Here is a 12,551-nt window from a genome sequence, read left to right as displayed (position 1 = left end):
GCGGCGGCGAGGTCGGCGGTGGCCCGGGCGTCGTCGGCGAGGACCGGCCACAGGGCGCGGGGGAGCTCGTGGCCCGTCCCGGGGTGGACCACGGGCGGGCACAGGTGCCTCCCGGGCGGACGGTGAGGGACACAGTCGTGCCCTGCTGCGCATCGCCAGCACCCGCGGGCTGCAGGCGGTGTCGATGCGCGAGGTCGCCGCGGAGGCCGGCGTCTCGCTGCGGGTCGTGCAGTACCACTCCACGGACGAGAAGACGCTCATGTCCTCGGCCATCGCCGAGCTCGCCGCCCGGCTCGACCGGCGCGTGCGCGAGCGAGCCGTGCGCACCGAACGGGACGCGATCGGCACCGGGCTGCCGCCGCGGACGGTGTTCGAGGTGGTCCTCGGCGCGATCCTCCCCACCGACGACGACGCCCGCGCCGACCAGCTCGCCTGGACCGCCTACCACGCCGCCGGGCTCACCGACCCCGCCGAGGCGGTCGACGGCCGGTACGCCGCCGACGCGCTGGAGCGCTGGCTCACCGGCGTGCTCGGCCGCTCCGTCGAGGCCGGGGAGGTCCCCGCCGACGTCGACCCGCGCATCGAGGTCGTCAGCCTGCTGGCGCTCACCGACGGCCTGGTCAGCAGCGTGCTGGGGCAGCAGCGCGACGTGGCGGACGCCCTCGCCGTCGTCGGCTACCGGCTGGACCGGCTGTTCGGCCCGCGCCCCCGGGACTGATCAGGCGAGCGCCACGCCCAGCACGTGCGGGCTGGCCGGCACGCGGACGCGCGCGGGCGGGAAGTCGAAGCGCCGCACCCGCCGCACGGTGAAGCCCGCGCGCTCGATGTCGGCGACCTGGTCGGTGGCCGTGTGGCAGCCCCCCGCGAACAGCGGCCAGACGGTGGCGTCGACCAGGCGCTGCACCCGCCGCAGCCGCCGGTCCCCGGCGACGGTGTGCTCGAGGAACCGCAGTTCCCCGCCGGAGCCCAGCACCCGGCGCAGCTCGCCCAGCGCCCGCGCCCGGTCCCGGATGCTGCACAGGACCAGGCACAGCACGGCGGCGTCGGCCGCGCCGTCGGGCAGCGGCAGCGCGTCGGCCGTGCCGGCGTGCACCTCGACGGGGACGCGGGCGGACTCCGCCTCCCGCCCGGCCGCGGCCCGCAGCCGCGGCTCGGGCTCGACGGCGACGACGCGGGTGACCGCCGGCGGGTAGTGGCGGAAGTTCAGCCCGTTGCCGCAGCCGACCTCGACCACCACGCCGGCGAGTCCGGCGAGCAGCTCGCGGCGGAGGTCGGCCATGCCGGCCTCCTCGAGGCGCCGGCTGACCCGGTCGTAGCAGCGGCTGAAGACGGGGCGGGGGCGGTCGGTCGCCATGCGGCACGGTCCCGAGGAGGCCGGGACCGCGTCAAGCGGGCCCGGTCACGGGCGGAGGCGGGTCGACCAGGTGGACAGGCCGCCCGCGCGCACGAAGCCGAGCGCCTCGTTGACCGCGACCATCGGCCGGTTGGCGTCGGAGTTGTACGTGCTGATCCGCCGGACCTCGGGCAGCGTCGCGGCGAGCTCGCGCAGGACGGCGATCTTGACGCGGGCACCGAGGCGGCGCCCGCGGTGCTCCCGCAGCACCAGGGTGCCGCTCTGGTTGGCCCGCTCCGGCTGCGCGAGGGGGACGTGCAGGTCGGTGAAGGCGACCAGCCGGCCATCGCGCAGCGCGCCGGCCGACAGCACCGTGCGGCCGCGGTCCAGGACGACGGTCTCCTGCTCGCGGACCCGGGCGGCGTCCCAGTCCTCCTCGCCGACCGGCACGTCCCCGCTCGGCGCGTCCGTCGACATCCGGCGGCCGAGCAGCGCCCGGTCCCCGAGCAGCGCGTCCGGCGTCCGGTCCCGCCAGGTGAGCACCTCGTAGCCCGCGCTCGCGGCGGCCGCCTCGGCCTCCAGGGCCGCCAGCCGGTCCTCGTCCACGGGCAGCAGCAGGTCGCGGCGGGTCTCCTGCAGGCCGCAGGTCCAGCCGTGCGCCTGCGCGAAGGCGCGGCCGGCCGTGCCCGGCCCGGGCTCGTCGACCTCGGCCACCAGCGACGAGCGCCCGGCCGCCGCGGCCAGCCGCGCCCCCTCCCCGAGCAGCGCGGTGCCGACGCCGCGGCGGCGGGCGGCGGGGTGCACGGCGACGTCGACGTACGCCACCGCGGTGTTGTCGCGCACCGGCAGCAGCAGGCGCAGGGCACCGACGACGGCGCCGTCGGCGACCGCCGCCCGGTGGGTGCCCCGCAGCGCACCGCCCGGGGTGGTCAGCCGGCGCCCCAGCGCGACGTGGTCGCTCGCCGGCCGCGGCGCCTCGCCGGGACGGTCGGCGCGCTGGGCCGCCGCCCACATCCCGCACCAGGCGGCGAACCGGGCGTCGTCCGGGCCGGTCTCGACGATCTCCACCCGTCCGTTCTAGCCGCCGCCGCAACGCGATTCCGGGGCCGCGATCCCGGGATGGGGTGCTGCACCGGCCCGTCAGCGGGTAGCCGACGCGGGGTGACCTACTCGATCGTCGCCCGCGACCGGGACACCGGCGAGATGGGCGTGGCCACCCAGTCCCAGGCCCTCGCCGTCGGCAGCAGCGTGCCCTTCGCCCGCCCCGGCCAGGGCGTGATCGCGACGCAGTCGATGGGCGAGCCCATGTACGGCGAGGTCGGGCTGGACCTGCTCCGCGGCGGCCTCAGCGCCCGGGAGTCGCTCACCGCGCTGCAGAGCGTCGACCCGCACCCCGAGCGGCGGCAGGTGGCCCTGCTGGACGTGTCCGGGGACGTCGCCGTCTACACCGGGGACGCGTGCGTGGCCGCCGCGGGGCACCTGGTGGGGTCCGACTGCGCGGCGCTGGCCAACCTGGTCACCGGGCCGCGGGTGTGGGAGGCGATGGTCGAGGACTTCGAGCGCACCCCGGGGTCGCTGGCGCAGCGGCTGCTGCACAGCCTCCACGCGGCCGAGGACGCCGGCGGCGACCTGCGGGGACGGCGGTCGGCCTCGGTCACGGTGGTGCGGGTGCGGACGACCGGCCGCCCGTGGCACGACCGGGTCGTCGACCTGCGGGTCGACGACCACCCCGACCCGGTGACCGAGCTGGACCGGCTCGTGGCCCGGCTGCTGCGCTACCAGCGGGTGGTCGCGGCCTTCCAGCTCGCCCTCGACGGGGACCCGCTGACCGCCGACCGGCAGCTGGAGGAGCTGCGCCCGCAGGACCCGGGGACCGAGCCGGACCAGGTGCTCTGGCGGGCGGTCGTCGCCGCCCTGGCCGGGCGGGAGGAGGCGGCCCGCGGGCTGCTCGCCGGTCTCGCGGCCACCGCGCCGGAGTTCGTCGAGGCGGCCCGCCGCCTCGGCCCGGCCGGCCTGCTGCCCCGGGACCTGCTCGACCGGCTCCTGCCCGCCGCCCCGTGACCCCCGCGGTCCCGGGAGGGGGTCAGGCGGGCCAGACGCCGGCGAAGTGGTGCACCGGGCCGTGGCCGGAGCCGATGCCCAGCGACGCCCCGGCCTCCAGCATCCGCTGCAGGTGGTCGCGGGCCTGCTCGACCACCGGCTCCCACCGCCCCGGCCCGCCGACGCCGCGGGCCACCAGGGCAGCGATCGCCGAGGACAGCGTGCAGCCGGTGCCGTGGGTGGCGGTGGTGTCGACCCGCGGCCGCCGGGTGACGACGACGCCGTCGGCGGTGGCCAGGACGTCCACGCTCTCCGCCCCGCCGAGGTGCCCGCCCTTGGCCAGAACCGCGCCGGGGCCGAGCTCCAGCAGCGCCTCCGCCTGCGCGGCGAGCCCGTCGACCGAGGTCGCGGGCGCGGTGTCCAGCAGCGCGGCCGCCTCGGGCACGTTCGGGGTGACCAGCTCGGCCACCGGCAGCAGCTCGCTGCGGACGGCGGCGATCGCGTCGTCGTCGACCAGCCGGTCGCCGCTGGTGGCGACCATGACCGGGTCGACGACGAGCGGCCCGGCGGCGCGGCCGGCGAGCGCCGCGGCGACCTCGCGGACGACGTCGGCGGTGCCGAGCATGCCGGTCTTGGCCGCGTGCACGGTCACGTCGTCGAGCAGGGTGGCGATCTGCTCGCCCACGAACGCCGCGGGCACGGGGTGCACGCCGGTGACGCCGCGGGTGTTCTGCGCGGTCAGCGCGGTGAGGACGGCGGTGCCGTAGACGCCGAGCGCGCTGAACGTCTTGAGGTCGGCCTGGACGCCGGCGCCGCCGCTGGGGTCGCTGCCGGCGACGGTGAGCGCCACGGGCACCCCCGCCCGCCCGGTCACCGGGCCGCCCGCAGGGCCCGGGCCGCGGCGGTGGGGTCGGGCGCGGCGCAGATCGCCGAGACGACGCAGATCCCGTCCACGCCGGTGACCAGCGGCGCCCGCTCGACGTCGATGCCGCCGATCGCCACCGACCGCAGCCCGCCGGCCGCGGCCTCGGCCGCGAGCGCCGCCACGCCCTCGGGCCCGAGGCCGGTGCCGGCGTCGGGCTTGGTGGGGGTGGACCAGACCGGCCCGATGCCGACGACGTCGACGGTGCCCGCCGGCAGTGCCAGCGCGGCGTCGAGCTCGTCGTCGGACCCGGCCGACAGCCCGAGCAGCCGGTCGGGGCCGATCCGCGCGCGGACCTCGGCGGCGGGTGTGTCGTCCTGCCCGACGTGCACGCCGTCGGCGCCGGCCATGAGCGCGACGTCGACGTCGTCGTTGACGAACAGCGCCACGCCCGTGCCGGCCAGGACCTCCTTGACCGACAGCGTCAGCGCGTACAGCTGCCGGCAGGACGCCGTCTTGTCCCGGACCTGCACCGCGGTCACCCCGCCGGCCACCGCCGCCCGCACGACGTCGGGCACGCCTCGCGGCCCGGCCAGCGCGGTGTCGGTGACCAGGTAGAGCGTCGGGTCGAACGCCGCTCTCACGTCGTCACCTCGGCGGCGGACAGGTCGGCGACCGCGTCGAGCGCGTCGAGCCACAGCGGCGCGAAGGTGCCCGGCCCGGCGGCGACGGCGGCCGCGGCCTCGGCGGCGAGCGCCACGTGCGCGTGCGCGGCGACCGCGCCGGTCAGCGGGTCGCCGGTGGCGGCGACGTAGGCAGCGACCACCGCGCCGAGCGCGCAGCCGGCACCGGTGGTGCGGGTGAGCAGGACCGAGCCGCCGCCCACCCGCACGGTGCGGGTCCCGTCGGTGACGACGTCGACCTCGCCGCTGACCGCCACCACTCCCCCGGTGCGCCCGGCCAGCGCGACGGCGGCGTCGAGGGCGTCGTCGGCCTTGTTCGTGGAGTCGACGCCGCGGCCGCCGGACCCGGCACCGGCCAGCGCCATGACCTCGGAGGCGTTGCCGCGGACGACGGCCGGCCGCGACTCCAGCAGCCCGGTGGCGAGCTCGGTGCGGTAGGGCAGCGCGCCGACGGCGACCGGGTCGAGCACCCACGGCGTGCCGGCGGCCGCGGCCGAGCGGGCGGCCAGCCGCATCGCCTCGGCGGTGCGCTGGTGGACGGTGCCGACGTTCACCAGCACCGCCGAGGCCACGGCCGCGAAGCCCTCGGCCTCCAGCGGCTCGTCGACCATCGCCGGGGCCGCGCCGACGGCGAGCAGCGCGTTCGCCGTCAGCGTCTGCACGACGGTGTTGGTCAGGCAGTGCACCAGCGGTGCGGCGCCCGTCAGGGCCTGACGGGCAGCGGTCAGAGCAGCGGCATCCACGCCGTGACATCCCTTCGCCAGCATGACCTGGACAGGTTCGACGGGTGTGTTCTCAGCCCGCCGGACGGCGGACACCCCGAGTCACTGCCCGCCGACGCTACCCCCGGTCCGCCAGGCGGCGTCGAAGAAGCCGAGCTCCAGCTCCATCGCCCGCCGGTAGGCCCGGCGCACGGCCGGGGTGTCGGCGGCCAGCCGGTCCAGCAGCGCCTCGAGCGTGGCGGCGAGCTCCTCGAAGCCCGGGTCGGCGTAGGTGTCGACCCACTCCCGGTACGGCCCTGTTGCACCTGGGACCAGCGTCCGGCCCAGGTGCGCGTAGAGCCGCATGCACGGCGTCATGGCCGCGCAGACCTCCCCGACGTCGCCGAGCGCGGCCGTGGCCAGCAGGAACTCGGTGTAGGCGAGCGTCGCCGGGGCGGGCTCGACGGCGGCCAGGTCGATGCCCCACCGGGCGGCGTAGCCGTCGTGCAGCCGCAGCTCCTCGCGGACGCCGGCCAGCAGGTCGGCGAAGGACCCCAGCGTCGCCCGGTCGCGGCTGTGCGCCACCCCGAGCGCGTAGGCACGGGCGAACGCCTCGAGGAAGAAGGCGTCCTGGGCGACGTAGCCGGCGAACCGCTCGCGCGGCAGCGTGCCGTCGGCGATCCCGGTGACGAACGGGTGCTCCCGCGCGACGGCGGCGAGGTCGGCGCTGCCCGCCCAGAGGTCCGCCGCGAGGGTCACGCGTCCAGCGCCATCTGCCAGAACGCGGTCTCCGCGGCGACGACCTCGAGGAAGACGGAGTCGGGCGCCCCGCCGGCCACCGCCTCCAGCCCGGCCACGTACCCGGCGAAGCCCGGCGCCGTCCAGTGCTCGACGAACTCCCGGTAGGGGCCGGCGCCGGGCCGGGCGGCCGACCACGCGTCGAGGTAGGTCCGCTCGATGGTCCACAGCGCGGTCAGCGCGCTGGGCAGGTCCGCGGCGTCGAGCCGGTACAGCAGGTCGCCGTAGGCGATGGTGGCCGGCAGCTGCGGGGCGTCGAGGTCCAGCCCGCGGGCGGCGGCCTGCTCCGCGAACCAGTCCAGCTCCGCGACCAGCGCGACGCACCCGGCGGCGAGCACCCCCTGCGCCGCGCGGGGCGCCCGGGCGAGCAGCCGCGCCTGGAAGCGCAGCAGGTCGGCGACGAAGTAGGCGTCCTGCACCAGCCAGGTGTCGAAGGCGGCCGGCGGCAGCGTGCCGTCGCGGACGGCGTCGAGGAACGGGTGGCGGGTGGCTCGGCCCCAGGCGTCGGCGTGGCGGGCGAGCAGGTCGGCGACCGGCACGGCGCCCGACCCTACGGGGTGCGTATGGTGGCGCCGCCATGTGCGGGAGCTCGGGGCAACCGGGCTGAGAGGGCGGCTGAGCGTGCCGCCGACCGCTGGAACCTGACCGGGTAATGCCGGCGTAGGGAGCAGCCATGAGCACGGCGGATGACGTCCGCACCCCCGACGCACCCCTGACCCTCGACCAGGCGCCGCCGCGGACGCTGGGCCCGGGCGCCAACCTCGGCCTGTGGGCCAACCTCGGCGTGAGCCTGCTGCTGCCGGTGGCGGCGGTGTTCGTCGTCCTGCCGGGGCGGTCGCTGGCGGTCACGCTCACCGCGGTCGTCGTCGGCGCCGTGCTCGGGTCGGCGCTGCTCGGGCTGGTGGCCGCGGCCGGGGCGCGGGAGGCCGTGCCCGGGATGGTGCTGCTGCGCGGGCTGCTCGGGCGGCGCACCTCCTGGCTGCCCACGGCGTTCAACCTCGTGCAGTGCGTCGGGTGGGCGACGTTCGAGATCGTGGTCATCGCCGAGGCCGCCGCCCGGGTGCTGGACGCGCCGCGCTGGCCGTTCGTCGTCGCCGCCGGGGTGCTGGCCACCGCGATGGCGCTGCGCCCCCTCGGCGTCGTGCGGGTGCTCTCCCGGTACGCCGTCTGGGCCGCGCTGGCCGCTGTCGCCTACCTGTTCGTGCAGGTCCTGGCCGAGCCGCTGCCGCCGCTGGAGGGCGGCGGGGCGACGTCGTTCTGGACCGCCGCCGACATCGTCATCGCGCTGCCGGTCTCCTGGCTGCCGCTGGCCGCCGACTACACCCGCCACGCGCGCAGTGCCCGCGCCGCCGGAGTCGGGTCGGCGGTGGGCTACGGCGCCGCCACCGTCGTCATGTTCACCCTCGGCGTGCTGGCGCTGGCCGCCTACGGCAGCGCGGGCATCGACGTCATCGGCGCGCTGCTGGCCGTCCCGCTGGGCGCCGTCGCGGTGCTCGTGCTGGTCGCCGTCGAGCTGGACGAGGCCTTCGCCAACCTCTACTCGACGGCGGTGTCGGCGCAGAACGTCGTCGCGCGGCTGGACCGGCGGGTGCTGGCCGTGGCGGTGGGCGCCGTCGCGACGCTGCTCGCGCTGACCTTCGACGTCGCCGCCTACGAGCCGTTCCTCTTCCTCATCGGCGCGGTGTTCGTGCCGCTGGCCGGGGTGCTGATCGTGGCCTACTGGCTGACCCCGCGCGGGCGCTGGGACACCTCCGACACCGCGCCCGCCCGGCCGCTGTTCCTGCTGCCGTGGGCCGCCGGGTTCGTGGCCTACCAGCTGACCCTGCCGACCTACTTCCCCGGCCCGGGGGCGGGCTGGACGGCGTGGTGGGGCGCGCGCCAGGCCGACCTCGGCATCGACCCGGCCAACGGCTGGTCGGCGTCGCTGGTGGGGCTGGCCGTGGCCGTCGTGCTCACCGCGCCCCTCGTCCTGGCCGGCCGCCGGCGGTGACCGACGTCGCCGTCGCGGGAGGCGGCCTGGTCGGGCTCGCGGTGGCCTGGCGGGCCGCCCGCCGCGGGCTGTCGGTGACCGTCGTCGACGAGGCCCCGGGCACCGGGGCCTCCGCGGCGGCGGCCGGGATGCTCGCGCCGGTGACCGAGGCCGGCTACCGCGAGGAGCCGCTGCTGCGGCTGGGCCTGGACTCCCTCGCCCGCTGGCCGGGGTTCGCCGCGGAGCTCGAGGCGGCCGCCGGGGCGCCGGTCGGGCTGCGCACCGCCGGCACGCTGGTGGTCGGGTTCGACGAGGACGACGTCCGCGAGCTCGACGCGCTGCACGCCTTCCAGGGCGAGCTCGGCCTGGCCGCGCGGCGCCTCACCCCGCGCGAGGCCCGCCGCCGCGAGCCGGCGCTGGCGACCCGCGTGCGCGGCGGCCTGCTGGTCGAGGGCGACCACTCGGTGGACGGGCGGGCGGTGCACGCCGCGCTGCTGGCCGCCGCCGCGTCGGCCGGAGTGACCCTGGTGCGCGACCGGGTGGCGGAGGTCGCCGTCGACGGCGGCCGTGCGGCCGGCCTGCGGCTGGCGTCCGGGGAGGTGCTGGCAGCCGGCGCCACGGTGCTCGCGCTCGGGGCGCGCAGCGGGCGGCTGCCCGGCGTCCCGGGGCTGCCGGTGCGCCCGGTCAAGGGCCAGGTGCTGCGGCTGGCCGGTGCGGCCGGGCTGCTCGAGGGCACCGTGCGGGCGCTGGTCCGCGGCCGGCACGTCTACCTCGTCCCCTACGCCGGCGACCGGCTGGTCGTGGGCGCCACCAGCGAGGACCGCGGCTTCGACGCCCGGGTCACCGCCGGCGGCGTGCACGACCTGCTGCACGACGCGATCGACGTCGTCCCGGAGGTCTCGGAGCTGGAGCTCACCGAGACGCTGGCCCGCTGGCGGCCGGGGACGCCGGACAACGCGCCGCTGCTCGGGCCGTCGTCGCTGCCCGGGCTGGTGCTGGCCACCGGCCACCACCGCAACGGCGTCCTGCTCACCCCCGTGACCGCCGAGGCCACCGCCGAGCTGCTGGCCACCGGCGCCCTGCCCGCGGTGGCCGCCCCCTTCACCGCCGACCGCTTCGGGATCGGACCTCCGAGGAGAACGCCGTGCAGCTGACCGTCAACGGCGCCCCGGCCGACCTGGCCGACGACGCCACCGTGGCCGACCTCGTGGCCGAGCGCGCCCCGGGCCACGACCGGGTGGCCGTCGCCCGCAACGGCGACGTCGTCCCGCGCAGCAGCTGGGCGGCGACCCGGCTGGCCCCCGGCGACGCCGTCGAGGTGCTCGCCCCGACCGCAGGAGGATGAGTGAAGGACCCCCTCGCCGCCCACCACTCGCAGGCTCGCGGCGGGCCCCTGCACGGGGGCCGGGACGGCGCTGCCGACCCACTCGTGCTGGGCGGCGAGACGTTCGGCTCCCGGCTGCTGCTCGGCACCGGCGGCGTGCCCAGCCTCGAGGCGCTCGGGGCGGCGGTCCGCGCCTCGGGCACCGAGCTCGTCACCGTGGCGCTGCGGCGGGTCGAGGCGTCGGCGGCCGGCTCGATGATGCAGGTGCTCGACCGCGCCGGCGTTCGGCTGCTGCCCAACACCGCCGGCTGCATGACCGCGCGGGAGGCGGTGCGCACCGCCCGGCTGGGCCGCGAGGCGTTCGGCACCGACTGGGTGAAGCTCGAGGTCATCGGCGACGACGTCACCCTGCTCCCCGACGCCGTCGAGCTGCTCGACGCCGCCGAGCAGCTGGTCGCCGAGGGCTTCACGGTGCTCGCCTACACCACCGACGACCCGGTGCTCGGCCGCCGCCTGGCCGACGCCGGCTGCGCGGCGGTGATGCCGCTGGGCTCGCCGATCGGCAGCGGCCTCGGCATCCGCAACCCGCACGCGATCGCGCTGCTGCGGGAGGCCGTCGACGTGCCGCTGGTCCTCGACGCCGGCATCGGCACCGCCTCGGACGCCGCGCTGGCCATGGAGCTGGGCTGCGACGCGGTGCTGCTGGCCACCGCGGTCACCCGCGCCCGCGACCCCGAGCGGATGGCGTCGGCGATGCGGCGGGCGGTGGAGGCCGGCCGGCTGGCGCGGCTCGCCGGCCGCATCCCGCGCCGCTTCCACGCCGAGGCGTCGACGCCGTTCGAGGGGCTGCCCGCCCTGTGACCGTCCCCCGCCTGCTCGTCGTCACCGACCGCACGCAGGCCCGCGGCCCGCTCGCCGACGTGGTCGCGGACGCGGTCGCGGCCGGCGCCCGGGCGGTGCTGCTGCGGGACAAGGACCTGCCGCTCGCCGAGCGGGCGGCGCTGGCCCGCGAGCTGCGGGCGGTGCTCGACCCGGTGGGCGGGCTGCTCGTGTGGGGCGGCGCAGCCGGGGCGCCGGCGGGGACGGCGGTGCACCTGTCCGCCGCCGACCCGGTCCCCGCCGCCCGCCCGCCGCTGCTGGGCCGCTCCTGCCACTCGGCGGCGGAGCTGGCGCGGGCGGCGGCCGAGGGCTGCGACTGGGTGACGCTCTCCCCGGTCGCGGCCACCGACTCGAAGCCCGGGTACGGCCCGGCGCTGGGCACGGCCGGCATCGCCGCCTCCGTCGCCGCGCTGGTCCCCGGGTACCCGCCGGTGCTCGCGCTCGGCGGGGTGCGCCCCGGCGACGTGGCGGGCTGCCTCGCCGCCGGGGCGTCCGGCGTGGCGGTGATGGGGCCGGCGATGCGCGACCCCGTCGTCGTCGCCGACTACTGCGCCGCGCTCGCCGCCGCCTGACGCACCCCCGGGCGGCCCGGGAGCACGAGGTCGAGCACGACGGCGACGACGGCCGCGACGACGATGCCCGAGTCGAACAGCGCGCCCCACTGCCCGGTGACCCGGTCCAGGGCCCCGGGCACCGAGGCGATGCCACGGCCGAGCGCGAGCGACAGGGCGACGATGAGCAGCGAGCGGGTGTCCAGGCCGTCCTTGGCCAGCATCTGGACGCCGATCGCGCAGACCATGCCGAAGAGGACGAGCACGCCACCGCCGAGCACCGCGGGCGGGATGGCAGCGAGGACCGCGGCGACCTGCGGCAGCAGCGAGAGGCCGACCAGCACGAGGGCGCCGATGGTCACCACGTGCCGGCTCATCTGCTTCGTCAGTGCCACCAGGCCGATGTTCTGGCTGAACATCGTCGTCGGCAGGGCGCCGAAGACGCCGCCGAGCACGGCGCTGCCGCCCTCGGCGAGGATGCCGCCCCGCAGCTCGCGCCGGGTCGCCGGGCGCCCGGCGCCGCCCTCGGTGACCGCGTGCACCGTTCCCACGGAGTCGACCGTGTTGACCACGCCGACGACCGCCATCGACAGCACCGCCACCAGCGGGAACGACAGGCCGAACTGGAACGGCACCGGCACCGCGACCAGCGGCCGGTCACCCACGCCAGAGAGGTCGAGCAGGCCGAACGGGATCGCCACCAGGTAGCCGACGACGACGGCGATCAGCACCGACGCGGTGCACAGCAGCCCGCGGCAGAACTGGTTGAGCACCACCGTGAGCACGAGGACCAGCGCCGCGATGCCCAGGTTGACCGGCGCGCCGAAGTCCGGCGAGTTCGCGCCGCCGGCGGCGAGGGTGATGCCGCTGGGGAGCAGTCCCAGGCCGATCACCAGGATGATCGTGCCGGTCACCACCGGCGGGAACAGCGCGGCCACCCGGTGGATGCCGAGCGCGATGGCCACCTGGACGGCCGCGGTCACCAGCACGCCGCCGAGGACGGCAGACAGCCCGTGCTCCTCGGCCAGCGGGACCGCGACGGCGATGAACGCGAAGCCCGAGCCCATCATCAGCGGCAGCCGGCTGCCGACCGGGCCGATGCCGACGGTCTGCAGCAGGGTGGCGAGGCCGGCGCACAGCAGCGCCGCCTGCACCAGGAGGGTGGCCTCGCCGGTGGTGGCGCCGATGACGCCGGCCAGCAGGATCGCCGGGGTCAGGTTCGAGGTGAACATGGCCAGCACGTGCTGCAGTCCCAGCGGGACGGCGACGTTCCACGGTGGCAGGCCGTCGGGATCGGTGGGGTCCTGCGCGGGGGGGGGGGGGGGGGGGGGGGGGGGGCGGGGGGGGGGGGGGGGGGGGGGGGGGGGGGGGGGGGGGGGGGGGGGGCGCGGGGGGACCAGCCCCCCCGAAC

At 78.0% G+C, this 12,551-nt stretch carries 15 protein-coding genes and 2 riboswitches; of the genes, 7 read left to right on the top strand and 8 right to left on the bottom strand.

Annotation, left to right across the window (positions count from 1 at the left end; genetic code table 11):
- Positions 1-184: 184 nt before the first annotated feature.
- Positions 185-718 carry a TetR family transcriptional regulator C-terminal domain-containing protein gene (locus ACI798_RS14615; RefSeq protein WP_457048243.1) on the top strand — a complete coding sequence of 178 codons (534 nt, stop codon included), beginning with the start codon at positions 185-187 and terminating at the stop codon, positions 716-718.
- Here ACI798_RS14615 and ACI798_RS14610 read toward each other — a convergent pair whose 3' ends face one another.
- Together ACI798_RS14610 and ACI798_RS14605 are read right to left on the bottom strand one after the other, a co-directional pair.
- Positions 719-1,354: a class I SAM-dependent methyltransferase gene (locus tag ACI798_RS14610; RefSeq protein ID WP_456940355.1), complete on the bottom strand. Its 636-nt coding sequence runs from the start codon at positions 1,352-1,354 to the stop codon at positions 719-721.
- 45 nt (positions 1,355-1,399) lie between these two features.
- A complete protein-coding gene (locus ACI798_RS14605) occupies positions 1,400-2,401 on the bottom strand; it encodes a GNAT family N-acetyltransferase (protein WP_457048242.1) in 1,002 nt (333 codons plus the stop codon).
- A 93-nt stretch (positions 2,402-2,494) separates the two neighbouring features.
- Here ACI798_RS14605 and ACI798_RS14600 point away from each other — a divergent pair, with 93 nt between their 5' ends.
- Entirely contained in the window at positions 2,495-3,394 is a 900-nt protein-coding gene (locus ACI798_RS14600) for a DUF1028 domain-containing protein (protein WP_456940357.1), read from the top strand.
- A 22-nt stretch (positions 3,395-3,416) separates the two neighbouring features.
- Here ACI798_RS14600 and thiD read toward each other — a convergent pair whose 3' ends face one another.
- The 5 genes from thiD to ACI798_RS14575 form a co-directional block, all read right to left on the bottom strand.
- Positions 3,417-4,223: a bifunctional hydroxymethylpyrimidine kinase/phosphomethylpyrimidine kinase gene (gene thiD, locus ACI798_RS14595; RefSeq protein WP_456940358.1), complete on the bottom strand. Its 807-nt coding sequence runs from the start codon at positions 4,221-4,223 to the stop codon at positions 3,417-3,419.
- Positions 4,224-4,243: 20 nt separating this feature from the next.
- On the bottom strand, positions 4,244-4,879 hold the full coding sequence (thiE, locus tag ACI798_RS14590) for a thiamine phosphate synthase (RefSeq protein ID WP_457048241.1): 636 nt from the start codon (positions 4,877-4,879) through the stop codon (positions 4,244-4,246).
- The gene (gene thiM / locus ACI798_RS14585) at positions 4,876-5,661 is read right to left on the bottom strand and encodes a hydroxyethylthiazole kinase (RefSeq protein ID WP_457048240.1); all 786 of its coding nucleotides are present in this window, start codon (positions 5,659-5,661) and stop codon (positions 4,876-4,878) included. The genes thiE and thiM overlap by 4 nt, the downstream gene beginning before the upstream one ends.
- Positions 5,654-5,750, bottom strand: a riboswitch (TPP riboswitch). It overlaps the preceding gene by 8 nt.
- A complete protein-coding gene (locus ACI798_RS14580) occupies positions 5,743-6,378 on the bottom strand; it encodes a TenA family protein (protein WP_456940361.1) in 636 nt (211 codons plus the stop codon). Its footprint overlaps the riboswitch before it by 8 nt.
- Positions 6,375-6,956, bottom strand: coding sequence for a thiaminase II/PqqC family protein (locus ACI798_RS14575; RefSeq protein WP_456940362.1), 582 nt, complete (start codon positions 6,954-6,956; stop codon positions 6,375-6,377). The genes ACI798_RS14580 and ACI798_RS14575 overlap by 4 nt, the downstream gene beginning before the upstream one ends.
- A gap of 39 nt (positions 6,957-6,995) precedes the next feature.
- Positions 6,996-7,087, top strand: a riboswitch (TPP riboswitch).
- A gap of 3 nt (positions 7,088-7,090) precedes the next feature.
- Here ACI798_RS14575 and ACI798_RS14570 point away from each other — a divergent pair.
- From ACI798_RS14570 to ACI798_RS14550, 5 genes are read left to right on the top strand one after another with little or no spacing between them, the layout of a single operon-like run.
- Positions 7,091-8,407: a purine-cytosine permease family protein gene (locus ACI798_RS14570; RefSeq protein ID WP_456940363.1), complete on the top strand. Its 1,317-nt coding sequence runs from the start codon at positions 7,091-7,093 to the stop codon at positions 8,405-8,407.
- The gene (thiO, locus tag ACI798_RS14565) at positions 8,404-9,540 is read left to right on the top strand and encodes a glycine oxidase ThiO (RefSeq protein ID WP_456940364.1); all 1,137 of its coding nucleotides are present in this window, start codon (positions 8,404-8,406) and stop codon (positions 9,538-9,540) included. Before ACI798_RS14570 ends, thiO begins: the two co-directional genes overlap by 4 nt.
- On the top strand, positions 9,531-9,731 hold the full coding sequence (gene thiS, locus ACI798_RS14560; RefSeq protein WP_456940365.1) for a sulfur carrier protein ThiS: 201 nt from the start codon (positions 9,531-9,533) through the stop codon (positions 9,729-9,731). The genes thiO and thiS overlap by 10 nt, the downstream gene beginning before the upstream one ends.
- Positions 9,732-10,571, top strand: coding sequence for a thiazole synthase (locus ACI798_RS14555; RefSeq protein WP_457048239.1), 840 nt, complete (start codon positions 9,732-9,734; stop codon positions 10,569-10,571).
- Complete coding sequence (locus tag ACI798_RS14550) at positions 10,568-11,161, top strand: thiamine phosphate synthase (RefSeq protein ID WP_457048238.1); 594 nt, start codon at positions 10,568-10,570, stop codon at positions 11,159-11,161. Before ACI798_RS14555 ends, ACI798_RS14550 begins: the two co-directional genes overlap by 4 nt.
- Here the strand turns inward: ACI798_RS14550 and ACI798_RS14545 are convergent.
- Complete coding sequence (locus ACI798_RS14545) at positions 11,134-12,396, bottom strand: uracil-xanthine permease family protein (RefSeq protein WP_457048300.1); 1,263 nt, start codon at positions 12,394-12,396, stop codon at positions 11,134-11,136. The two genes, ACI798_RS14550 and ACI798_RS14545, sit on opposite strands and share 28 nt — an antisense overlap.
- Positions 12,397-12,551 lie beyond the last annotated feature (155 nt).

The sequence above is a fragment of the Geodermatophilus sp. SYSU D01045 genome, assembly GCF_054050295.1.
This window is presented reverse-complemented; position numbering and strand designations above follow the sequence as displayed.

Bases quoted from the DNA above. Each gene is read 5' to 3' on its own strand.
- ACI798_RS14615 (WP_457048243.1), top strand. From the start codon at position 185: ATGCGCGAGGTCGCCGCGGAGGCCGGCGTCTCGCTGCGGGTCGTGCAG.
- ACI798_RS14610 (WP_456940355.1), bottom strand. From the start codon at position 1,354: ATGGCGACCGACCGCCCCCGCCCCGTCTTCAGCCGCTGCTACGACCGG.
- ACI798_RS14570 (WP_456940363.1), top strand. From the start codon at position 7,091: ATGAGCACGGCGGATGACGTCCGCACCCCCGACGCACCCCTGACCCTC.